25 protein-coding genes are annotated in these 23423 nt (G+C 56.4%); 19 read left to right on the top strand and 6 right to left on the bottom strand.

The window, feature by feature from the left end:
• The first annotated feature begins 78 nt into the window (after positions 1-78).
• The 11 genes from fabD (at position 79) to KYK33_RS10280 (ending at position 9645) form a co-directional block, all read left to right on the top strand.
• Positions 79-1014, top strand: a complete 936-nt coding sequence (gene fabD / locus KYK33_RS10330; protein ID WP_042042494.1) for an ACP S-malonyltransferase — start codon at positions 79-81, stop codon at positions 1012-1014.
• Between the two features lie 13 nt (positions 1015-1027).
• Positions 1028-1762 (top strand): 3-oxoacyl-ACP reductase FabG, encoded by a 735-nt coding sequence (fabG, locus tag KYK33_RS10325; protein WP_042042493.1) that lies wholly within the window; start codon positions 1028-1030, stop codon positions 1760-1762.
• A gap of 157 nt (positions 1763-1919) precedes the next feature.
• Complete coding sequence (gene acpP, locus KYK33_RS10320) at positions 1920-2156, top strand: acyl carrier protein (protein ID WP_042042492.1); 237 nt, start codon at positions 1920-1922, stop codon at positions 2154-2156.
• A 79-nt stretch (positions 2157-2235) separates the two neighbouring features.
• Positions 2236-3477, top strand: a complete 1242-nt coding sequence (fabF, locus tag KYK33_RS10315) for a beta-ketoacyl-ACP synthase II (RefSeq protein ID WP_224430433.1) — start codon at positions 2236-2238, stop codon at positions 3475-3477.
• 72 nt (positions 3478-3549) lie between these two features.
• Positions 3550-4356: an aminodeoxychorismate lyase gene (gene pabC, locus KYK33_RS10310; RefSeq protein WP_224430432.1), complete on the top strand. Its 807-nt coding sequence runs from the start codon at positions 3550-3552 to the stop codon at positions 4354-4356.
• Positions 4346-5347 carry an endolytic transglycosylase MltG gene (gene mltG / locus KYK33_RS10305; protein ID WP_224430431.1) on the top strand — a complete coding sequence of 334 codons (1002 nt, stop codon included), beginning with the start codon at positions 4346-4348 and terminating at the stop codon, positions 5345-5347. Before pabC ends, mltG begins: the two co-directional genes overlap by 11 nt.
• A complete protein-coding gene (tmk, locus tag KYK33_RS10300; protein ID WP_042042485.1) occupies positions 5347-5973 on the top strand; it encodes a dTMP kinase in 627 nt (208 codons plus the stop codon). The genes mltG and tmk overlap by 1 nt, the downstream gene beginning before the upstream one ends.
• Positions 5958-6905, top strand: coding sequence for a DNA polymerase III subunit delta' (holB, locus tag KYK33_RS10295; protein ID WP_224432910.1), 948 nt, complete (start codon positions 5958-5960; stop codon positions 6903-6905). Before tmk ends, holB begins: the two co-directional genes overlap by 16 nt.
• A 16-nt stretch (positions 6906-6921) precedes the next feature.
• Positions 6922-7701, top strand: a complete 780-nt coding sequence (locus KYK33_RS10290; protein WP_224432909.1) for a TatD family hydrolase — start codon at positions 6922-6924, stop codon at positions 7699-7701.
• Between the two features lie 426 nt (positions 7702-8127).
• On the top strand, positions 8128-9069 hold the full coding sequence (locus tag KYK33_RS10285) for a site-specific integrase (RefSeq protein WP_224432991.1): 942 nt from the start codon (positions 8128-8130) through the stop codon (positions 9067-9069).
• Positions 9070-9360: 291 nt separating this feature from the next.
• Positions 9361-9645, top strand: coding sequence for a RepB family protein (locus KYK33_RS10280; RefSeq protein ID WP_224432908.1), 285 nt, complete (start codon positions 9361-9363; stop codon positions 9643-9645).
• Between the two features lie 204 nt (positions 9646-9849).
• On the opposite strand, the gene rsmF is transcribed toward KYK33_RS10280, so the two are convergent.
• The 4 genes from rsmF to KYK33_RS10260 form a co-directional block, all read right to left on the bottom strand.
• Positions 9850-11286 carry a 16S rRNA (cytosine(1407)-C(5))-methyltransferase RsmF gene (gene rsmF / locus KYK33_RS10275; protein WP_224432907.1) on the bottom strand — a complete coding sequence of 479 codons (1437 nt, stop codon included), beginning with the start codon at positions 11284-11286 and terminating at the stop codon, positions 9850-9852.
• Positions 11287-11454: 168 nt separating this feature from the next.
• On the bottom strand, positions 11455-14007 hold the full coding sequence (locus tag KYK33_RS10270) for an MlaD family protein (protein WP_224432906.1): 2553 nt from the start codon (positions 14005-14007) through the stop codon (positions 11455-11457).
• 51 nt (positions 14008-14058) lie between these two features.
• Positions 14059-14661 (bottom strand): paraquat-inducible protein A, encoded by a 603-nt coding sequence (locus tag KYK33_RS10265; RefSeq protein WP_224432905.1) that lies wholly within the window; start codon positions 14659-14661, stop codon positions 14059-14061.
• 45 nt (positions 14662-14706) lie between these two features.
• Positions 14707-15345 carry a paraquat-inducible protein A gene (locus KYK33_RS10260; RefSeq protein WP_042042476.1) on the bottom strand — a complete coding sequence of 213 codons (639 nt, stop codon included), beginning with the start codon at positions 15343-15345 and terminating at the stop codon, positions 14707-14709.
• Between the two features lie 430 nt (positions 15346-15775).
• Between KYK33_RS10260 and KYK33_RS10255 the strand changes: the two genes are divergently transcribed.
• From KYK33_RS10255 to KYK33_RS10240, 4 genes are all read left to right on the top strand, one after another.
• On the top strand, positions 15776-16066 hold the full coding sequence (locus tag KYK33_RS10255) for a YebG family protein (RefSeq protein ID WP_224432904.1): 291 nt from the start codon (positions 15776-15778) through the stop codon (positions 16064-16066).
• Positions 16067-16562: 496 nt separating this feature from the next.
• Positions 16563-17819 (top strand): tyrosine-type recombinase/integrase, encoded by a 1257-nt coding sequence (locus KYK33_RS10250; RefSeq protein ID WP_224432990.1) that lies wholly within the window; start codon positions 16563-16565, stop codon positions 17817-17819.
• A 768-nt stretch (positions 17820-18587) separates the two neighbouring features.
• Positions 18588-18881: a hypothetical protein gene (locus KYK33_RS10245; protein WP_224432903.1), complete on the top strand. Its 294-nt coding sequence runs from the start codon at positions 18588-18590 to the stop codon at positions 18879-18881.
• Between the two features lie 21 nt (positions 18882-18902).
• Positions 18903-19148, top strand: coding sequence for a hypothetical protein (locus KYK33_RS10240; RefSeq protein WP_224432902.1), 246 nt, complete (start codon positions 18903-18905; stop codon positions 19146-19148).
• Positions 19149-19814: 666 nt separating this feature from the next.
• Here the strand turns inward: KYK33_RS10240 and KYK33_RS10235 are convergent.
• Together KYK33_RS10235 and KYK33_RS10230 are read right to left on the bottom strand one after the other, a co-directional pair.
• Positions 19815-20741: a hypothetical protein gene (locus KYK33_RS10235; RefSeq protein ID WP_224432893.1), complete on the bottom strand. Its 927-nt coding sequence runs from the start codon at positions 20739-20741 to the stop codon at positions 19815-19817.
• A 21-nt stretch (positions 20742-20762) separates the two neighbouring features.
• Entirely contained in the window at positions 20763-20963 is a 201-nt protein-coding gene (locus KYK33_RS10230; protein ID WP_224432892.1) for a hypothetical protein, read from the bottom strand.
• Positions 20964-21134: 171 nt separating this feature from the next.
• On the opposite strand from KYK33_RS10230, the gene KYK33_RS10225 reads away from it, so the two are divergent.
• Genes KYK33_RS10225 through KYK33_RS10210 form a run of 4 tightly spaced genes read left to right on the top strand, consistent with a single transcriptional unit; the run spans position 21135 to position 23364 of the window.
• Entirely contained in the window at positions 21135-22538 is a 1404-nt protein-coding gene (locus KYK33_RS10225) for a phage/plasmid replication protein, II/X family (protein ID WP_224432901.1), read from the top strand.
• A 12-nt stretch (positions 22539-22550) separates the two neighbouring features.
• Complete coding sequence (locus KYK33_RS10220) at positions 22551-22889, top strand: DNA-binding protein (protein WP_224432900.1); 339 nt, start codon at positions 22551-22553, stop codon at positions 22887-22889.
• Positions 22890-22906: 17 nt separating this feature from the next.
• Positions 22907-23143 carry a hypothetical protein gene (locus KYK33_RS10215; protein ID WP_224432899.1) on the top strand — a complete coding sequence of 79 codons (237 nt, stop codon included), beginning with the start codon at positions 22907-22909 and terminating at the stop codon, positions 23141-23143.
• A gap of 2 nt (positions 23144-23145) precedes the next feature.
• The gene (locus KYK33_RS10210) at positions 23146-23364 is read left to right on the top strand and encodes a hypothetical protein (protein ID WP_224432898.1); all 219 of its coding nucleotides are present in this window, start codon (positions 23146-23148) and stop codon (positions 23362-23364) included.
• The last annotated feature ends 59 nt before the right edge of the window (positions 23365-23423 follow it).

Here is a 23423-nt window from a genome sequence, read left to right as displayed (position 1 = left end):
TTCTTGCAAGAGCAGGGGGCGACACCGGTTGATAAACCGCTCGCGCCCGATTGATGTTTTCGCGTAAAGGAATTCATGATGACCCAATTTGCCATCGCTTTCCCGGGACAAGGCTCCCAGGCTGTCGGCATGCTGGCCGAGCTGGCCGAGCAACATGCCATCATCAAAGAGACCTTCGCCGAGGCGAGTCAGGTACTCGGTTATGACTTGCTCGAACTGGTCCTGCAGGGACCGGTCGAAGAGCTGGGCAAAACCTGGAAGACACAGCCAGCCCTGTTGAGCGCCTCAGTCGCGCTGTGGCGTCTGTGGCAGCAACAGGGTGGGGCAGTCCCCTCCGTCATGGCCGGTCACAGCCTGGGGGAGTATTCCGCCCTGGTGTGCAGCGGCGCCCTGGGCTTCACCGATGCGGTCAAGCTGGTTGAACTGCGCGGCCTGGCCATGCAGGAAGCCGTGCCGGAAGGGACGGGCGCCATGGCGGCCATCATCGGTCTGGATAACGAGGCCATTGCCGCCAACTGCGAACTGGCCGCTCAGGGTCAGGTGGTGTCGCCGGTCAACTTCAACTCCCCGGGCCAGGTCGTGATCGCCGGCCACAAAGAGGCGGTTGAACGGGCCAATATTCTGATGAAAGAGTCCGGCGCCAAGCGAGCACTGCCGCTGCCCGTCTCTGTGCCTTCACACTGCGCCTTGATGAAACCGGCTGCCGAAAAGCTGGCCGCGGCGCTAGATGGGATCGAGATCAAGGTTCCAAGTATCGCCGTCATTAATAATGTCGACGTTACCTGTGAACAGGATCCGGCTGCCATCAAGCAGGCGTTGGTGCGTCAGCTGTTCAGCCCGGTGCGTTGGAGCGAGACGGTCGAGCGGATGGCCAATGATGGTGTCACCCTCGAGATCGAAATGGGTCCGGGCAAAGTACTGACCGGCCTCGCCAAACGTATCGACAAGCGCGTAGAAGGCATTCATGCCAATGATGCTGCCTCATTCGAGCAGGCGCTGGCCCAGTCTAAGTAAACAGGAGTAGAGCATGAGTTTTACCGATAAGGTTGTGTTGGTGACAGGTGCCAGTCGTGGCATTGGTCGCGCAATTGCCGAGACCTTCGTGGCCCGTGGCGCGAAAGTGGTAGGGACCGCGACCAGCGAGCGCGGCGCCGAGGCCATCAGTGCTTACCTGGGTGAGCATGGCTGCGGTCTGGCGCTGGATGTGACCAGCCCCGAATCCATCGAGGCCGTCTTTGCCGCCATCAAAGCGCGCTTTGGCGACATCGATATCCTGATCAACAACGCCGGTATCACCCGTGATAACCTGTTGATGCGAATGAAGGATGATGAGTGGAGCGAGATCATCGACACCAACCTCACCTCCCTCTATCGTCTGAGCAAGCCGGTGCTGCGTGCCATGATGAAAAAACGTTATGGTCGTATCATCAGCATTGGTTCAGTCGTGGGCACCATGGGTAATGCAGGTCAGGTCAACTATGCCGCCGCCAAGGCGGGCCTGGTTGGTTTTACCAAGGCCCTTGCCCGTGAAGTGGGCTCCCGTGGTATCACGGTGAATGCCGTGGCTCCCGGTTTTATCGAGACCGATATGACCCGTGCCCTCAATGAGGAACAGCGTGCCGGTATCATGAGCCAGGTGCCTGCCGCCCGTTTGGGCGATCCGAAAGAAATTGCCGCCGCTGTGGTATTCTTGGCATCTGATGACGCCGCTTATATCACTGGCGAAACCCTGCATGTTAATGGCGGGATGTACATGGTGTAATCAATTTGTCGTCAGTTCTGCTCAAATTTGCGATAATACGCCGAAGTTTGGCACTTTTCGTGGTTTGACCAGCAGCAAGCTACTTGCAAACTAACGTCAATTGCATAAACTACCCCAACCAGACGCAATAGCGTATTTTTAAAGGAAAATTCAGGTCATGAGCAACATCGAAGAACGCGTAAAGAAAATCATCATCGAACAACTGGGTGTTAAAGAAGACGACGTCAAGAACGCTGCCTCCTTCGTCGACGACCTGGGCGCTGACTCTTTGGATACCGTTGAACTGGTAATGGCGCTGGAAGAAGAATTCGATACCGAAATCCCGGATGAAGAAGCCGAGAAGATCACCACTGTTCAAGCGGCTATCGATTACATCACCGCTAATCAGGAATAAGTTCCTGAACTAAAAGAAGCGGCCCAAGGGCCGCTTCTTTTATATCTACCCTCCTAAAAAAACACCTCGGAGTACCTCAGTGTCTAAACGCAGAGTCGTGGTGACCGGCTTGGGGATGCTTTCCCCGGTGGGTAACACCGCCGAATCCAGCTGGCAAGCCCTGCTTCAAGGGCAAAGTGGCATCAGCCTCATCGATCACTTCGATGCTACCGATTACGCCACCCGTTTCGCAGGCCTCATCAAAGAGTTCGATCCGGAACAGTACGGTATCAACCGTAAAGAAGCGCGCAAGATGGACCTCTTCATCCAGTACGGTGTCGCAGCCGGCATGCAGGCGCTGGACGATGCGGGGCTCGAGGTCAATGAGCAGAATGCCGAACGCATTGGCGTGGCCATCGGCTCTGGCATCGGTGGCCTGGGTCTTATCGAACAGAACCACAACAGCCTGATCGCTGGCGGCCCACGCAAGCTGAGCCCCTTCTTCGTGCCGTCCACCATCATCAATATGGTGTCCGGTCATCTTTCCATCATGCGCGGATTGCGTGGCCCCAATATTGCCATCACCACCGCCTGCACCACGGGCACCCATGCCATCGGTTTTGGTGGCCGCATGATTGCTTATGGCGATGCGGATGTCATGGTCGTGGGCGGTACCGAGAAAGCCTCTACCCCGATGGGGATGGGTGGCTTTGCGGCGGCCAAGGCGCTCTCCAATCGCAATGACGAACCTCAGAAGGCGAGCCGCCCTTGGGACAAGGACCGCGATGGTTTCGTGCTGGGTGATGGCGCTGGAGTACTGGTGCTGGAAGAGTACGAACATGCCAAGGCCCGTGGCGCCAAGATTTATGCCGAGCTGGTTGGTTTTGGCATGAGTGGTGACGCCTACCACATGACGGCTCCTCCTGCCGATGGCAACGGTGGCGCTCGCGCCATGACCAATGCCATCAAGGATGCCGGCATAGCCCCAGAGGCTATTGGTTATATCAATGCCCACGGCACTTCGACTCCCTTGGGGGATGTGGCCGAGCTGCGCGGCATGAAGCAGGTCTTTGGTGAACACGCCAAGCAGCTGATGATCAGCTCCACCAAGTCGATGACGGGTCATCTGCTGGGTGCGGCGGGCGCCATCGAAGCCATCATTACCGTGCTGGCGCTGCGCGATCAGGTTGCGCCGCCCACCATCAATCTGGATAACCCGGATGATGAGTGCGATCTGGATCTGGTGCCCCATGTGGCCAAGGCGGGGAACTTCGAGTACGCCTTGTCCAATTCCTTTGGATTTGGCGGCACTAATGGCTCCCTGATCTTCAAACGCGTATAATTCGCGCCAGGGCAATATTCAATAGGCCCGATACGATTTCGTATCGGGCCTTTTTTATCGGAGGGATCCCGCTTGCTCATCAATGGTGTGTCCGACACGTTAATATCGGCCCGGGATCGGGGTCTGGCCTATGGGGATGGTCACTTTACGACTCTGCTGATCCGGGAGGGCAGGGCGTTGGCCTGGCCCGAGCACCTGGCCCGGTTGCAGCAAGGTTGTGAACGGCTCGCCATCACAGCTCCTGATTGGCACCAGCTTGCGGCAGAACTCGACACCCTGATCGCCGATCAAGCCCTTGGGGTCGCCAAGATAGTGTTGACCCGGGGTGTAGGAGGGCGAGGTTACGATGGCACCGATTGCCATCAGACCACCCGTATCCTCTCGCTGTCCCCCTATCCTGACCACTATGCAGGCTGGCAACAGCAAGGGATCGCCATCGGCGTCTGCCAGCAGCGGATCGGCGACAGTCCGATGCTGGCGGGGCTCAAGACCCTCAACCGTCTGGAACAAGTGTTGCTCAAGAGCGAACTTGCCAAGCAAGGCGCGGTCGAAGGAATAGTATTGAATTGCCGGGGATTTCTGGTTGAGGGTGTCAGTGCCAATCTGTTCTGGCGCCGTGGCATGACGGTGTTCACACCGGATCTCAGTCATGGAGGGGTCGATGGCATTATGCGTCGCCTGGTGATGGCGGCCCTGCGCAAGATGGGCGTGGAACTGCGCATTGTCGAAGCACCGCTGGAATCCCTCTGGCAGGCTGAAGAGGTCTGGCTGACCAACACCCTGATGGGCGTGGTCCCCATTACCCGAATTGAACATAAAGAGTACAGCGCACCGCTGTTAGTGCGCCGTTTACAGGAGCGTTTGCTAATTGAAGTTTAAGCGGCTTTACACCCTGATCGCAGGAGCAGCCTTGACCGCCGCATGTGCTGGCGGTTACGTCTATTACAAATGGCAGCAGGTGGAGACCCTGACCAACAAGGGGCCAACCAGGCTGTATACCGTCGAGAAAGGTTCCCATGCTGCCGGTCTCATCACCGAACTGGCCGAGGGAGAGGTCACTCCCTGGGCACTGCGGCTCTGGCTGCGTGGTCACCCTGAACTGGTGGCCATCAAGTCCGGTACCTACGAAATCAAGGAAGGGGAGTCCCTCAAGGAGACCCTCTCCCTGTTCGCCTCCGGTAAAGAATTTCACCTGAGCCTTACCTTCGTCGAAGGCTCCCGCTTCGAGGATTGGCAGAAGCAACTCGCCAGCGCCCCTTATCTGGAACGAGTCACCCTGGAGCAGGATGAAACCGAGCTGGCCCATGAGCTCGGCATCGACAATGGCAAACTGGAGGGGTGGTTCCTGCCGGAAACCTATGCCTATACGGTGCATGCCAGCGATCTCTCCGTGCTGCGCCGCGCGCACCAGGACATGGAGGCTGTCTTGCAACATGCCTGGGAGAAACGCCAGCCCAATCTGCCGTACAAGACCTCTTACGAGGCCTTGATCATGGCGTCGATCATCGAAAAAGAGACCGGGGTACCGGAAGAGCGGGCGGAAATAGCGGGCGTCTTCGTCAACCGGCTGCGTCTTGGCATGAAGTTGCAGACCGATCCGACGGTGATCTACGGGGTCAAGGATCGCTATGATGGCAACATTCGCCGCAGCGATCTCACCGATGTGAATCCTTATAACACCTATGTGATCGATGGCCTGCCACCAACCCCCATTGCCATGCCGGGCAAGGCCTCCATCGAGGCGGCCCTCAATCCCAAGGCGAGCGACTATCTCTATTTCGTCGCCAAGGGGGGCGGCGCCCATTACTTCTCCAAGAGCCTCGAAGAGCATAATCAAGCGGTTCGCCAATACATTTTGAAGAAATCCTGATGTCCAAATTTATCGTGATCGAAGGTCTGGAAGGGGCGGGCAAGAGCTCCGCCGTCCGCTATGTGACCGACTACCTCAAGCGCCACGGAGCAGGGCAGATCGAATCTACCCGCGAGCCTGGCGGTACGCCGCTGGCTGAACGGATGCGGGCCATTGTCAAAGAGATCCATGACGAGCGCTTGACCATCGAAGCCGAGTTGCTGCTGATGTATGCCTCCCGGGTGCAACTGGTCGAGACGCGCATCAAGCCGGCCCTGGCCGATGGCATCTGGGTGGTGGGGGACAGGCACGATCTCTCCTCCCAGGCTTACCAGGGCGGGGGCCGCGGCATCGCGGCAAGCCTCATCAAGGCCATCAAGCAGGCGGTCCTCGGCGACTTCAAGCCGGACCTGACCCTCTACCTCGACATAGACCCGGCTCTGGGTCTGCAGCGAGCCCGCCATCGCGGCGAACTGGATCGCATCGAACTGGAGCAGATCGGTTTCTTCGAGCGCACTCGGGCTCGCTATCTGGAACTGGCCGCCGAGGATCCCAGCATCTTGGTGATCGATGCCAGCCAGACCCCGGACAAGGTAAAAGCCTCTATCGAGGCGGCCCTGGATGCCCGTCTATGTATCCCTGGCTGATCCCCCATTGGCGGGCGCTGAGCCAGAGCGCCGAGGCTGGCCGGTTGGGTCATGCCTGGTTGCTGCAAGGGGATGCCGGGCTTGGCAAGGAGCAGCTGGCGGATCGGCTGGCCCGCTTGCATCTGTGTCATCAACCCCAAGGGGGCGAACCCTGCGATCATTGTCACTCCTGCCAACTGATCGACAAGGGTAATCACCCGGATCTGGGGGCCCTGCCGAGCGAGAGCAAGACCATTGGGGTGGATGCGATTCGGGAGTTAAGTGCCAGGTTGCAGCGCTCCGCACAATTGGGTCATGGCAAGGTGGTGATCATTCCCGATGCCGAGCGGATGACGGAGGCGGCAGCCAATGCCTTGCTCAAAACCCTGGAAGAACCCGCCGGCGACAGCTTGCTGCTGTTGATTGCCTCACAAGTATCCCGCCTGCTGCCGACCATTCGCAGCCGTTGCCACAAGCATGTCTGCCACATCCCCCCGGAAGCCGACACCCTCAACTGGCTGGCCGAGCAAGGTCATCAAGGGACCCTGGCCCAGGTGCGGATCTGCCAGGGTGCCCCGCTGCGGGTACTCCATTACCTGGAGCAGGATCAGGACAAGGCGCGCCAGGAGTTGCTCGGCGGCTTCGTGCAGCTCGTACAGGAGCCGACCAGAATAAGCGGGCTCTGCAGCCAGTTGGGCCAAGATACCCAGGTCAGGTTGCACTGGTTACAGCTGCTGCTGTGTGATGCGCTCAAGACCCAGGGGGGCTGTGGCCATCAGCAGCTGGCAATGCCGGATCTGGCCCTCCTCAGTCACGAGCTTGCCGAGCGCCACTCCAGCGAACAGTTGCTCGATGCCGATCAGCGACTGGTCGAACTCAAAGCGGCCTGTCAACCGGGGCAGTTATCCAACCCGACCATACATTTGATGAACTGGCTCAGCCATTGGCTGTGAACAGAGGAAAGTATTGATGTTACTCGTAGATTCCCATTGCCACCTGGACAGGCTGAGCTATGGCAGCAAGCAGACTGACTTGGCCGATGTGCTGGCCAAGGCAGCGGCCCGCCAAGTTGGGTACTTCCTGTGTGTCAGCGTGACCCAGCAGCAATTTCCCGGCATGTTGGCAGCCATTGCACCCTATCCACAGGTATTTGCCTCTTGTGGCGTGCACCCTCTCAATCAGGATCCCGGCGTCGACGGTCCTTTGCTGCTAGAGCAGGCCAGGGATCCCCGGGTGGTTGCTATCGGCGAGACGGGGCTCGATTACTTTTACAGCCCTGAGAACAAAGAGGTGCAGCAAGCCTCTTTTCGGGAGCACATTCGCGTCGCGCGCGCCCTCAATAAACCGCTGATCATCCATACCCGTGATGCCCAGGATGATACGTTGCGCATCATGCGTGAAGAGGGGGCTGACTTGGTGGGCGGCGTACTGCACTGCTTCACCGAGTCCCTTGAAATGGCCGAGGCCGCCATGGCCATGGGGTTTTATATTTCCATCTCGGGGATAGTGACCTTCAAGAGTGCGGCGGCTCTGCAAGAGGTGGTCAAGGCACTGCCGCTTGAGCGGTTATTGGTCGAGACGGATTCCCCCTATCTGGCGCCAGTGCCGCACAGGGGGAGGGAGAATGAACCTGCCTTCGTGGTCGAGGTGGCTCAGTTTATTGCCGACCTGCGCCAGATCCCCCTGTTGGAACTGGCCCAGGTGACCAGTCGCAACTTCTTCGCGCTCTTCTCCCTGGCAAAAGCCTGACCAGCAGGCCCCAACTATCGGGGCCTGTTTCTTCAAATACCCGCTACATTGTCACAGATTGAAGAGAAAATTTCGGGTCGTTATCTCTCATTCTCTGTTGAACTATCCCGCAATTCAATATCAATAGGTGCCATCGCCCTGACCATCAGGGGGAAAACGGACATATACCAAAAGCCACTTCTTTGTTGCATCGATGATGAAACGGGGCTGAGTGATGCCACGGAGTTGCCCTCATTAATGACTTTCCATAAGTATCGATAATATTCATTATCGATATTTGATGATGTGGAAAAATCCTGTAAGATCCCTGAAACTTCACATGAAATCATATGGTTATCAGTGACCTCTTCTCTTTTGCCAACGGCCGCTCCCCAGGGATTACAATCCGTCTTCGATACTCGGCTCAACAGTCGGGCACGCCGCTTCCTGCGCAGCGCCAAGGCCGAAACCACCCTCAACGCCTATCAGGCAGACACCCGCATCTTCGTGTACTGGTGCAAGTTGCAGGGGTTGGATCCCCTGGCCACGACGCATCTGGACATCATGAACTTCCTGGCGGATCAGGCTGATGGCGTATTGGCGCACTGGGTCTGGCTCGACAAGGAGCGGGGAAGGGGAGAACTGCGTAATGGTGAACCGAGAAAACCCGCGACCCTGGTTCGACGGCTGGCCGGTATTCGGTATGCTTTTCGTCAGAAGGGGATAGAGCCCATGCCGACCGAACACAGCGAAATCAAGGAGATGATGCGCGGCATAGTACGGCTTGGGGATACTCGAAAACGCAAAACCGGGGCCTTGACCCTGCAACCATTGGCACAAGTGCTGGACGCCATCGACACCGACACCCTGGCCGGTTTGCGGGATCACACCCTGCTGCTGCTGATGTTCAGCGGGGCATTGCGCCGTTCGGAAGCGGCCAGGGTAGCGGTTGACGATCTCGATTTCGTTGGTCAGGGGGTGAGGCTGCGGCTCAAACCCAGCAAACATCAGTTGCACGAGACCGAGATAGCCTTGATCCCGGGTCAGCAATATTGCCCCGTCAGGGCTTTGCGCCACTGGCTGGTGATGAGTGGTATCCAGCAGGGAGCACTGTTTCGGCGCATGACTCGCTGGGGACAGCTCATGCAGGAACCACTGGGTCCGCAAGGCATCAATCTGATGATCAAACGGCGTACCGGCATGGCCATCGATGATCTCTATGTCAGTGGCCACAGCCTGAGGCGGGGTTTTATCACCTCTGCCGTCACCGCGGGCAAACCCATGAACAAGATCATTGAGGTCACCAGGCACAAGGACATGCGCACCCTGCAGGAGTACTTCGACGATGCCAACAAGTTCTCTGATCATGCCCTGCAAGGGTTGCTCTGAATTTTTACATGGTCACTTCGTGACGCCATTTGTTATGTTAAATAACCAGTGATAGTGAGATTGTCGTAACGGCATCTGGCAGGGGAGTCCATGGGGCAACCCACATTTTCCATCGGTACTTTTTTCTGATCCCCATAGCCCTTACTATCTGAGACCCAGGCAAAGAGATTGCAGCTCCCGGATTGAGGTCCAGCCACGCCTCTCCATGCATTGGCACGATCACCGGAGCGCATGAAAGCAGTAGCCGGAAGTGAGAGATAACATTTACGTTTTTGGAGTTTAAACCTACCCATGACCACACCAGTGAATCACCAGGATAAGCAGGCTGAGCCCCTGGATAATGCCCAGCGTCAGCGTCAACATGTGAAGCGAAAGCAGGAGACCCATAGCCGCCTGCAATGCTGGATCAGTCAACGTCATGCGGACAGGCTGGCCGAACTCGGTGTGCGCCTCGAAGACAATCAAGCCTCACTGATAGAACAGGCGATCGATCTGCTCTATCAACATGAGTCAGCCCCCGTGTCGGCCGAGATGCCCCATGCCGAGCTGCCCGAGTGTGAACCCGAGTCGGCTTGAAGGGACGATAAAAATAAGCATCGGGGTGATTGGCAGATCTCAAAGGGCAGAATAAAAAGAGCCAGGTACGAATTCCATGTACCTGGCATAGGGGAATTGGCTCTTTGCAGAGCCGTGCGCTAACTGGTCGCAGATAAAATAAAGCGTAGCCAAGGCAGATGGCTTTGCAAGATCTGGAAAAACTTTCAACCAGTGTGTAGGTTTTTAAGACTCAAACAGGTTTGCGTCACGCACCAGGTCTCGGGGCAGGGCATTCTTGATGCGGCTGCCGACCCACTTGCCCAGTCCCAGGGCATAACCCTGATACCTCAGGATCACTTCACCCTGGCCGCTCTCGCCATCCGGATGCAGATCCCGGCCCATCATGAACTCCCGCGCCTGTTCGCTGTCGAGCTCGACCCATCCCTTGCTGGCCAGATGTCCCTGGGCCAGGGCCCATTCGTGAGTCAGTCGATATCCCTTCTTATGGGTCTGCGCCAACTTGAGGCCAATGCGATCCAGCCTGATCTTGTTCATCAGCCGGGGAGCGAAAGGCAGGGGGAACAGCCATATTTCGTCATCGCGCACGAACAGGCTCCCCTGTGGGATCAGGCCATAATCGCGGTCCAGTTCGGAGTTCAAGGTCGCGGCATCCCGACTGTCCATGGGCGTGAACGGGAACTTGCCCAGACGGCCCGGCTTGAACATGGGGTTGGCGACCGAGTGATGCTTGCGCAATCTGGCAACGAAAAATCCTTCACTATCATATATTTGTGGCCAGACATGCAGGTACCCCTCGGCGGTGGTGGCCTGCTCTGCGCCGGGGAAAAGATCCGCCAGCGATTCAACGCTCAGGGCATCCCCGAAGCGCTCGCTCATGAAACGGCAGATATCCTGATTCTCTTCATGGCTGAGGGTACAGGTGGAGTAGACAATGACGCCCCCTGGTTTCAAGGCATGGAAGGCACTCTCGAGCAGGGTTCGTTGCACCTCGGCAATGTCGTTGATGCTGGCCAGACTCCAATTGCGAAACGCCTGATCGTCCTTGCGCACCGTGCCTTCCCCCGAACAGGGGGCATCGAGCAAGATGGCGTCGAAGGTCTCCGGCAACCATTGACCGAATACCTTGGCATCAAAGTGGCTGAGCCCGATGTTGCTCACCCCGCAGCGCTGAACATTGGCGGCCAGCACCTTGACCCGGCTGCTGGAAAACTCATTGGCCACCAACATGCCCCGGTTCTCCATCAGCGCCGATATTTGGGTACTCTTGGAGCCGGGGGCCGCCGCCGCGTCGAGCAGCAACTCCGCCTCCTTCACACCGGCCGCCGCAAAGAGTGCCGTTACCGGCAACATGGAGCTCGCCTCCTGGATATAGAAGAGTCCGAGCAAGTGTTCGGCCGTGTTACCCAGGGGCACCCTGTCTTCATCGGGGCGGGTCAGCCAGAAGCCTGTCTCGCACCAGGGGACGGGATCGAGCAACCAGCCACGGCCCTGCATGCGGATCATGAAGGCATCTACCGTGATCTTGAGGGTATTGACCCGGATGCTGCGGCGCAGTGGCCGGCGGCAGCTCGCCACGAACTCATCCATGGAGAGATGTTCGGGCATGATGGCGGCAATGTGAGTCAAAAACGCGTCAGGAAGTAGGGTATTGTCGTGCACTTGGCATCTCGCTGGCCCAAAAACAGGGGCGACATCATAGCACAAGTCGTGGCTGCAACCGAACGGCAGCGCCATGACGGCGATGCTATCACCTCGGCGATCAGGGCTACCCGCAGACCGCCAATAAAAAGCCCGGCACTGGGGCCGGGCTTGGGTCCTGATCGCCGATCAGGGCAGGAGGCGGGGGCTCCAGCCTAGCCACTCTTCATCGGCCTTTTCATAGAGAGGGAAGCTCTGGCCGCTGCGCACGCGAGCCCCCACGTTCTTCTCGGGGGTCGTGAAGGCAATGCCGCCCGCCACCAGACTCTGCAGGGTCTCCACCTGGATGGATCCACCAGTCAGCCCTATGTCGGCTTTGACCCCGGACACATTCCAGAAACGGCTGTTTTCCCGCACCAGATAGGCATATTCCGACTCGACCTGCACCTTGACCCTGACCTCGCTACCATCGGGGGCGAGTGCCACCTGGCTCACGCTGCCGACCACCATCTTGCGAAACAGCAGCGGGCTGCCAACCGCCAAGCCATTGAGGGCCGGGCTCTTGAGGGTCAACATCAGGCCGGATTGCAGGGACTCATTCAGGGGGAAGCTCTGCTTGCTCGCTCCCTGGCCTGGCGCCGCTTCGATAAAGGATCCCTTCACCAGGGTATCGAGATTGGCCACGCCACCAAAGCCCAACTTGGCCTGCACCAGGGTAAAGCTGGCGCCAGATTGCAGGAAGCGGTCGGCATATTGTGCCTCGAGCTGAGCCTGGAAAATGACCTTGCCCAGGGCCGGATCCAATTTGACCGAGGCAATTTTGCCGATGTTGACCCCGCGATAGCGAATGACGGAGCCAGCCCCGAGCCCGGGATTACGATCGGCTATCAGGGCGAGGGGGCGCACCAAAGCCTGAGCCTGTTCCCTGTCTTCAAACAGCTGGCCATTGCCACGAGTTGCGGGAGAATTCGCAAACTCTATGCCGCCACGCAGCAGGGTGGCCAAATTGCCCGCCTTGATCCGCACGCCATCCAGGCCGATATGGGTGTCGATGGCCGCTTTTTTCCAGAACTGGGTCTGGTTGCCGATGAGGGGGGCATAGATGGCGTCTATCTCAAGGCCTATGCGCACCTCGCCCTCACGGACCTTGAGCTGACTCACCTTGCCCGCCTGCAAGCCCAGATAGAGCACAGGGGTGCCGAGGGAGATGCCATCGGCCTGGCTGGCCGTCAACCACCAGGTCTTGGCCTTGGCCTTGGGTGAGCCGAGCAGAGCCAGTTGCTCATCCGGATAGAGCAGATCAATGCGCGGTCCCTGACTCGCCTGCACCAGCTTGATACCGCCGGCGAGCCAGCTGGCGGCTGGGCTGGTCTCCACCTTGATGCCACTGAGATCGGCCTGGATCTGCAAGGGCGCGGCCCGGTAGAAACGGGCACGATTGAGCAGCCCCTTGTATGGCTCCTCTATGGTCAGTTTGACTTGGGCATTGCCGCTGGCATCCAGGGTGAGGGTGCGAATGTTGCCCACCGTCAACCCTTTGTACCAGACGGGAGCCCCTTCGCTCAGACCGGACAAGTCGTCGGTTTTGAGGGTCAGCGCCTGGCCACTGGCCGCCTTCTCGGCGCTCAATAGCAAGGTCCTGGCCCTGGGACCTGCCACATAATCGAGGCGGATGGCCGGGCCCGCCAGCAGGCGGTCACCATGTTCAAGCCCTGCCAGTGACAGATTGACGCTCTCCCACACCAGACGGCTGGACTGAGTAATGCGAAACGCCTGCTCCGGGCTTATCAGGGCGCTGACCTCCCGACCATGATCGGTCAGACGAATGGGATCGACTCGGCCAATCTCTATTCCCTCATAGAGGATGGGCATCCCCTCTTTGACCGGCAGATCGCCCACCGACAAGGTGATGCGCTCGCCCCGGGCCGCCTCGGCCAGCCCCTTGTAGAGGCTGAAGGTCTGACCGCGCTCTGCCTGGGGGGAGTCCGAGGGGGAGTCGAAGGCAATGCCGCCACTCAGGATGGAGGAGAGGCTGCCCGCCTCGACACTGACGCCAGCCAGGCTGAAGTTGCCCTTGATGCCACTGATGTTCCAGAAACGGGTATCGGCCTTGATCAGGTGCTCGAAGCGCGGCTCGATGACCACATCCAGCACAACCTGCTTGTCTCCCTCATCGAGGCGGGTATTGATGACGCTGCCCACTTCCAGACCGCGGAAATAGAGCTTGGCCCCAATGCCGACTGAACCGAGGGAATCGGCACTCAGGTGCAGGGTGCGTCCCTGAGCCTGATAGCCCGGGGGAGGGCCGTCGAGGGCATCGAACTCGTCATCGGGAGGATTGCTCTCCTTGCCCGGCATGACATTGATGTAATTACCCGATACCAGGGTATCGAGTCCCGAGATCTCGGTCAGTGACGCCTTGGGGCTCACCAGCCAGAAGCCAGTGCCTTTGCGCATCAGCTCCCGTGCCCGGCTGTCGATTTTGGCAAGCACCGTTATCTTGCGGCCATCCTCGGCCAGGGCCAGCTCCTGCACCACGCCAATGGCGACCCCTTGATAACGCAGTTGGGTTTTGCCCGGCAAGATACCGTTGCCCTGCTCAAAGTTGACACGGATGAGCTGACCACTGCTCTGATACTGCTGATAGAGAAATCCCCCCGCCAGCAAGAGCGCGATGAAGGGCAGCAACCAGACCGGTGATAACCAGCGATGTTTCTTGATGACGGGTTCAGCCCCGACCATACCGACTCCTTATGGGCCGCAATGACGACCATCCAACGAAAAACTGACCCATCAACGCGCCGCCTTGTCCCACAGCAGCCGGGTATCCAGCATGCGGGCCGACAGCATGGTGAGCAAGACAACACAGGCAAAGGCGGTGGCCCCCGGGCCTGCCCGCACATTGAGCAGCACGCCGCGATCGACCAGGGCAACCATGAGCGAGATGACAAACAAGTCCAGCATGGACCAGCGGCCAATGAAATCGATGATGCGATACATCACCAATTGACGACGACGGCGCACCGGCTTCTTGCGCTGCAACTGCCAGCAGATCCAGCCCAGCCCCAGGATCTTCATGATGGGCACGATGATGCTGGCGGTGAGCACTATGGTGGCGATGCCGGACATCTTACTGCGATAGAGGGCCATGATACCGCTGAAAATGGTGTCCGATTGCAATAACCCCTTATTGTAGAAGTGGGTAATGGGCAGGAGGTTGGCCGGCAACAGCATAAAGGTCGCCAAGGCCAGCAATCCCCATGACCAGAGCAGGGAGTATGGGGTGCGCACATGCAGGGCACTGTGGCAACGGGGGCAGAGATGACCCGCCTCGAAGCGCACCAGCAGTCCGCAGTGGTGGCAGCGGCACATGCCGAGTTCACGGGCGCTGGTCATCGCTCCCCCTCGGCACAAAACTGCCTGGCAGGCATGCCCACGAATTCAAGGCTCCCCATCATGCTTGACCTCAGTGCGGGGCTTATCGAGCTCGACTTTTTCCCAGTAAGGGGCGGGATTGAACAGGATCAGCAGCGTCATGTTGAGCAACATCAGGATAAACAGGCTGAGCAGGCCACCGCCCAGGCGCACATCCGCGATGTCGATCAGCTTGAACAGCGCCACCAACAGGCTGACCAGATAGACCTCCAGCATGGCCCAGTGACGAAACACCGCCACCGCTTTGAGGGTCGGGGAAATGGTGCCAAGCCGTGTGGCCAGCCCGGAGGCGAGGGCAAAGATGCCGACCAGCAGCCCGGTCGGCGCCAGCACAGCGCACCAGAACACCAGGGATGCAACCAGATACTCATTGGCCTGCCAGAGCATATGAATGCCCCGCAGCAGGGTCGCCTGGGAGTTTTCGCCAGCGAGTCGCAAATAGAGCAGGGGTTCGAAAAATGCCGAGGGCAGCAGCAGCAACCCTGTGATGCTAAGCGCCATCAACTGGGAGGGACGAAACGCATAGCGACCATACAGATGCTGATGGCAACGGGGGCAATGGGCGTGACGGCGCAGCGGCAATAACTTACGTTCGATCAGCAAGTCACAGGCCGGACAGACGATCAGGTTATTGGGATCCGACATACGTTTTAACCTGTTGAAGGAGTTGGTGAAATTTACCCTAAAACCGGGTTGCTGTCTTGCCTGTCACATCAGTGCCACGAAAGTACCATCAAGGTCAGCCCACAGGACTCCGCAGATAATCGAAGCCAACACAGGAAAGGAGCCATGATAGCCAGCCCATCCCTTCGGCCGAGAGCTCCGTGCCAGTCCCAATAATGTTGAGCTGGCGCCCATGGCCAACCCCATGACGCTGCGGTTCACCTCTCCTTGCTGGTGGACAGATGGTGGACAGATGCCGTTGACGCTTTACGTCGGCTGAACCGGTGCAGGAGAGGGGTTTTTGAATCCAGGCTTTCCCCCCATTGACTCAATGAAGGCGCTTTTGGAAAGTCATGTTGCACCACTGTATATTCATACATATACTTTCCCTACCATCGATGAGGAGAAGACCATGGCCGTTGAGATCAAATACGTTGTCACACGTGGGGGAGTAGAGAAGATGACTTTTGCCAGCAAGAAGGAGGCCGATGCCTATGACAAGCTGCTCGATACCGCGGACGAGCTGATGTCACTGCTGGGGGACGCACCGATTGCACTCGATACTGCCCAGCAGGAGAGTCTGGCTTTCTACCTGGCCGAACAGCGTGACCTGCTGCAGAACATATTGCGCGGCGGCAAGGCCCAGCCAGTCGTGGCGAAAGAGGAGAAGAGCAAGGAGAAGCCGCTCAAGAGCGTCGCCTGACAGGATGGGGGGAGGGGGATGCTCATCTTGTCCCCCGCTACCCGCTCGAGAAGCGGCCCGCTTCCTCTCTCTTTTGCTTAACGCCCCTGCCGCTTAATGACTCACTCATTTGACTCGCTGCCATGTCACACCCAGTAGCCAACCGGCGGGAAAGTCACCGGTGGCGAGCAGTAAACACTGAGCCACCCTTCGGCCAGGACGGGAGTGTCCTCCCTCATGCCGCCGAACCAGGCCGCTCACCCATGACGATCAGCACGCGGCCGTCCTGTGGCAGCCAGTCCGCCCATTCGCAACCGTGAATATGCACACCATTGCATTTATCATCATTTTTAAAGCTATTTACCCCGAGAATTTTCTAACCAAGGCGCATTTATAATCACCAAGTTGCATATCAGTGGCAGTCTGCTTCGCAGAAGCGGCTGTTCAGCGAGGGTTGGTTGTATTTCCGCTTCATTCAGGCAAAGACATGCAGATACCGATCCCACTCCCACCCGCCATGCCCCTGTTCGACGGGCTCGCCTATCTGGAGGCGGGTAATGCCCAGGTAAATCTCCACCTGGCTCAGCTCAGTCTCAACCAGATACCAGATGCGGGCCTCGTCTACGAGCTTGCCGTCGACTGGCTGCTCGAACAGCGTCACAGTGAAAACAACTACAAGACCTATCGCAGCGAGCTCACCACCTTCCTGCACTGGTGCTTCAGCGAGCTTGCCGTCAGTCCGAAGGATCTGACCCGCCGCATCATGATGCGCTATCTCGACTACTGTCAGGCGCCGCCCCAAGCCCTGATCGCCTATCGCAATGTGGCGCAGTTTGTCAGCGACAAGGAGTGGGGGGAGCGGTTGCCCAATCCTCAATGGCGCCCCTTTCTCGGTAAACGTGAACTGGGCCGCGAGTTGCCTTACCGCCTGAGCGAGCAGGCCATGAAGACCAAACTCGCCATCCTGTCGGCCTTCTTCCAGTTCCTCATCCAGGAGGAGTACATGGAGAGAAATCCGGCCCTGCTGCTGCAGCGGGTCAAGCGTCCCACATCCTGCGATGCTGGCGAGCAGGCTCAGGCATTCAGCGAGTTGCAATGGTCCTATGTGATGCAGGCCGTCGATAAATTGGCCCAAGAGCAGCCCGATCAACACGAACGGACCCGCTTTCTGATCTGCCTGATGTATGCCTGCTATCTGCGAATTTCTGAAGTCGCGGCCCGGCCCGGCTTCACCCCGGTCATGAGCCAGTTTCGACGGGATACCAAGACGGGGGTCTGGGGTTACTTTATTCCCCGCAGCAAGGGTGGAAAACGGCGCACCGTGGCCGTCTCCCAGGCACTGCTTGAGGCTCTGACTCGCTATCGGCGCTTCCTGGGCCTGAGCCCTCTGCCCACTCCCGACGAGCAGATACCGCTCTTTGTGCGCCACAAGGCCGCCGCCCATGGCCGCGAACAGGGCGAGCTCAATGCCAACCTCGGCATTCGCCAGCTGCGCGATCTGGTCGATGCACTCATAGGCGCGGCGGCCGACTTGGCCGAAAATGATGGGTTTGCCCAAGATAGCGCCGAAATGCGCGTACTGACCGCGCACTCCATTCGCCATACCGGCATCACCCATGACATCAATCTCAATGGACGGCCTCTCTCCCATGTGCAAGCCGACGCGGGCCACGACAGCATAGATACCACCTCCAAATATTTGCATACCGCCAACAGTGAGCGCCATGAGAGCGCGGTGAGCAAGCAGCTCGACCGCCTGCAAGGTGACAAGTAGGGATGCACACAGCCGTGAGAGATAACCATTTCAAGCAATGGATACTGCAGAGCATGATGCCATGAGTGCAGATGATGAGATGGGTAGGGCGAACAGAGATGTCCGGCTGAGCGGTATTCGGTTTAGACGAGCCGTGGCAGGGAAGAGTAGCCACCTCCATCCTTTACCCTGAAAAATAAGCTCAAGGGTTTCGATGACTGGGGAAGGGGTAGCGCCACAGCGCCTCACAGGAGGTACAGGACGTAGTAGTCGGGGCCGGGTAACTATCGACACAGCCACGGGGCAGGGGGTTATCTCTTATCTTGCAGGTTTTGCCACCAAGAAGTTGTTGTATAAACCTCCCGCCAATATCCGTAAGTCCACTGTCTTTAATTGAGGACTCTTGTCTCAAAATGGAACATTTGTGGTTTCAAAATATCGACTAAGGGGAGGGGACATGGTTCCAAGAGATATTCGGGTGCAGCTAAATGAGCAGTTGGTTGAACTAGCCAATTCCTATTGCCAACACTATGGCTCCAAGCACGATGCATTGTCTGCTTTAGGTGAGGATCTTCTGCGTTTGGCAGATCAAGGTGTCCATGATGGTTCTTCGTCATGGATCGCATTAATACAGGAGTTGTGTCGCCGTAGTGGTTAAATGCTTCCTATGTTATCTCTCACATGATGCCGATAACCCCATTTATCGGCATAAAGTAACTGTTACTTTACCTTGCGGATTTCTGGTTCTGTCCTATAGTTAAGTAACAGTTACTAAATGGAGTGGTGAACATGGCCAAGCAAAAGGAAGTACAACTCGAACTCGGTGTGACTCGTCTCCCAGGACGTCCATGTCTGGGGGATGTACCATTGACCCCGGCAGAGAAACAGCGTCGCTACCGTGAACGCCAGCATCACAAAAACGTAACCGTTAATGTAAGTCGGGATGACGTAACTACGCTCAGCATGTTGCTGACGGCTGCGAAGTTTTACGGCCCCCGCATTGGGGTAGACCTGGACGCCAATTCATTGCAGCGCCTCATTGATGCGCTTGACGTTTCTTGTGGTGGTGCGGCTTTAAAGTAACTGTTACTCAAAGGGGGCGATATGGTATTGCATATGATTTTCAAGTTATCGGTGATCATGTTTTTGGGCCTGCTGGCCGCTGGCATTCAGTTTGGGGCCAACATTGGCATGTGGTTTATTCTCATCGCTCTGGTTGTCTCACCATTCCTGTCTGCTGCCATTGTGCTTGGCATTGCGCAATGGGCTGATTGGAGTGACCGCCGGGCCCGGGCCAAGCGCATTGCCAAGGCCAAGGCCCGTAAATCATCGGTTTCGACGACGGACTGAGGATGACGGCTCTACTTCAGGAAGGCATAGCAGAATGGTCATCCCGATAATCGGGGTCAGGAAAAGGGACACGTAGACCCAGCCAATTGCATTCCGATTGAGCGAATGCGCCATCATGCAGACGATCACAAGGTTAATCAGATAGAAGCTGATTCCTATTGTGAAGGCGTTTGCGAAGAGGTTGAGTGTCAGACTTTCCATGTGCACCTCTGTAGCTTCGTTGATATGTGAACAGGGGCGAAGCCCCTATAAGGCGGCACCTGGTTGTCTATTGTCGTGACGTAGGTCGGCCCGCCGAAACTTCTTTTGAGTGCTGCTGTGAGGTAGGCTCAACTCCTTTCCCTGCAAAACCGGCTTTTAAGGCTTTCCGAGCCAGAGCCATGCAAACGCCTTAGCGCACCCCGAAACGTTCGTTACAGCTCGATACAGCGGCTTCCGTGACTGCGCATAATGTGGCCGCGGTATTATGTTGAGGGTTTTCCCCCTGCGATAATCCCGAAGGGGCAGGGGGACGCGACTAGGCAGGGACGTGGGACAGCTTGCTGGCATCGTCCCAACGCCGGAGCGCCCGTAACATAATCCGCATTTATGCGCAGTGACCCAAGAAATATCTAATGAGTAGACTACATATATAAAAGGGCACTATATGTGCCCATTTAAAACTCATTATAGCTTTATTAGCTGTGATGCAACTACAAGCGTTGTACTTATCTTGTCTGTTCGATACTTCTTGAATGCTTTATCTGGAACTTCGCTAACATCACCTTGGTTACTGCGCCACAATGCCAATATGATAACCTCATCACCCTTATCCACTTTACCAAACCATGTTGCATCCTTTGCCCAGACGCTGACCTCAACATTCACGCCTACCGAGCTATCATCTTGATCTGCAAGAGAAAGGCACCTGTATAGGTTGATGACGTTGCTCTTGTTTTTCCCAACGCCAATGCGCTTTGATTGTATAACACCATGAATGGCAATCGGATATTCTTTCCCAGATGCCAAAATCTTTAGCGCATCAAGATATCCATCAGCTTCAAAATAAAACTTATCCCAACCAATACTTTCCTTACCAAAAACAAGTTTTATTTTGTCTGCAATAGCCGACTGACTATCACAAGCTGCACGAAGCTCTAGCACTCTTTTGGCAGAGTTTATATAAGGTAGTTTCTGCTTGCCTGACTTAATGTAGCTATTTGAGTTAGCACCAGCAGAAATTCCGCCACCTTTATTCTGTGGTGTTGATGACGCATTCTTTATATTGTCCTTTATCATATTGAGGCGCATGCGATATTCGCCTTGCCCCAAGCTGACAAACATATCTTTCGATTCATCAACGATGCTTAACAGCGTTGCATCAATCGCATATGGACAAGCACCTACCGCGTGCACTTTGCCAGGCATCAGCTTGAAGTAGGCGGGAACAAGGATTGATTTGCCATCCAGGTCTCGCACATGCTCAGAGTTATGCGTTACAGCCACCTTGCAGTGCTCGCATAGCAATGGCTCTGCACCTTTCCCTTTAATGTACTCATCCGAAGACCATGGCCGACCGTTCTGGTCGACCGCCATCTTCATTTTGATCCCCATCACCACCTCCAAATTAAGCTGTTACTGCTGCTTGTTCATTTTTATCTGAGCAAGTAAGTCATCCGCTGCATCTTTTGCATATTTATCAATTAGATAGTTAACAAGATCCGTCCATAGCACTTTTTCATACGTCTTACTCTGCACATCGATAGCTAACCGCTCCAGACGCTGCTTGCGTTCTATGGAGATGCTCATGGTGGTTCTTTGTCCAGTCGGTTTCATGCCGGTTTCCTACAGACTCAAGCTTTTAATCAACTATACCCTATCAAGTGTGCGTGCAGTCACGAATGCATGTATACATGAATGACTGTGTGGTGTAGCATTACTCGTGTATGCATTCATTCATGCATTCAATATTGCATTTTTGATTTGTGCTCTACCGGATGGAACCCTGTGATAGACCTCCTCAAGCTCGATTTACCCTTCAAAAGCGAATGGCAGTTGGTATCTCCAACGGCCGATCATCGCTCGGGGGTCTATATCGATCTGGAGCAGGTCGCGAAGCAGGGGAGGCTAAAGCTCTCCGCAATGGCCGTTGAGTATGAGATTGATGGGGATTTGACCGTTTCCGGCCTGTCCCATCCCTTCGAGTCGCTGCCAAGCCACTTCGGTAGCCTTGCAATGAAGATCCATCAGGGGGGCAGCAACCGCCTGCCAGGGGTTGAACTCAAAGCCTCTCCGGCAAAACTGCTGCAGGGCCACAACGTGTTCGGCCCGACGAGCATCGAGCTTTGCTCGACCGAACTGCTGGCAACACTGGCGTGCGCCTGCCCTGAACTGTTTGAAATGCTGGACATCCCAAACACCACCCTTGAATGGATCGACGTAACGTTCTCCGCCCGGGTCAATACCGAAGAGCAGGGGAAACAGGTCATTTCTGCACTCAAGAACATCCGTTCCGGACAGACCAAGCAGAGCAGGATGAACCGTGACCATGAGACCACTGCAGAGTGGAATACCGGCAGCCGCCATCGTTCCTTGAAAGCCTATTTGAAGGGCCCTGAATTCCAGCGGCAGCTGGCCGAATACATGAAACGCCTTCAAAAACAGCCTAAAAATGAATCACTTCGCCGCTGTGTTGAGGTCATGAAAAACCCAGCATTGCAGCTCTATGCGAGCCTCTGTGTTCGCTTTGAAGCCCGATTGAAACAACGGGCACTGACCAAGCATGGCGTCCCGTTCAGATTGTTTGACGCCATCCAGTACCAAAAAGACTACGAGCAAGACGGCCGCTGTTTGATTGCCGATCTATGGAAAGCCGCATTTAAAGAACTGTTTGATGCCCTGGGGGAACAGCCCATGAAGGTCTACACCGACGACGAGATCCGCAACGCGCTCTACACCAGTTATCAGCGCATCACCCCGAAGGGGAACACCAGCTACGCCAAGGCCCAAAGGGTTCATGGCTTTTATCGCCGGCTGCTCAATGAAGGCTATGAGACCGTCTATCGCAGCATGAGCCGAGAGACTTTCCGCCGTCACCTCACTGACTTGATGGCGGTGGGCCTGACCAAGGCACAGTTGCAAAATCTCTCTGGTGAAGCCTCCAACGTGGTACCGCTGATCCAGGTGATCAATATCGATTTTGGCCGACAGCACCCCGACTGGTATGTCGAACCCGTCAGCACACTAGACCGCCTGGCCACTGCAGCACAACCAACAGAAGTCGTCACCATCGAACGTGACCCGTCCGGTGTTCCTATGGTCACCCGAACTCTTGTCGAACCCATACCAGGGGCAATGCCACCTCGTTCTTATCCATCATCACCTGGGCATCGGCTCAGGGCAGTCAGTTAAGGAGTGTTATCCATGCATCAAGGTGTCCTGAACCGGGGCCGCATGCTCGGTTCTCGTCAACAGAATACACAGGGACGTAATGGCCCAATTACCCGTCACGAGATCGGCATTGCCATCAGCCGGTCCAACGGGTTCGGCGGCTTCCAGGAAGAGCAGATAGTGGTCCGAGTGCCCAACGCCCTGGCTCAGGCGGGCATCCCGCTGCAGGCCAACAGCATGATCGACAAACTTGTCGAGGTACCGGTATGGCTCGAAGCGTGGTCTGGTCAACGTGGCGCAAACGTGACTTACCACATGAGCAATGATGGTGCTATTCGCAATGTGGCCAATATGGAAAAAGGAAAGGAATAACCCACCTCTAATTCGTTATGGCTACCTGTGTTCAGATTAATGAAAGTGGGTATCTATTTGCCGTAGATACTCCTTTACAAGAATGTTCTGCTTTGGTCATTCAAACCGTCGCGGAATATAAACAGTCCACTATTGATATTCCTGCCGCCGATATCGTGACTGCATTCTCTTGGTCGTTCGGCTTGGTTGTTGTTGTGGGCTACCTTCCTGGTTATGCGATTGGAATCGCAAAAAAACTCATAAATAAGGCATGACTATGTTCAATAAATCCAAAGTGGCTGTGGCTGCTGCAATTGCTATGGCTTCAACATCTGTATTCGCGACTGAAGGCACTTCACCTCTCGATCAGCTTTTTGCTAGTGTGAATCTTTCCAGTGTTGGTGCGTTTGTTGCAGGTAGTGGTGCAGTAATTATCGGCATCGCCCTGGCCGTAAAAGGTATTTCTCTTGCGAAGAGAGTCATCAACAAAGCATGACCGTCAGCATTTCTTATGCATTCTTTATATCAGCAGTCATGCTAATAGGAGGAATGTCA

The sequence above is a fragment of the Aeromonas rivuli genome (assembly GCF_020149575.1).
Taxonomy (GTDB): domain Bacteria; phylum Pseudomonadota; class Gammaproteobacteria; order Enterobacterales; family Aeromonadaceae; genus Aeromonas; species Aeromonas rivuli.
This window is presented reverse-complemented; position numbering and strand designations above follow the sequence as displayed.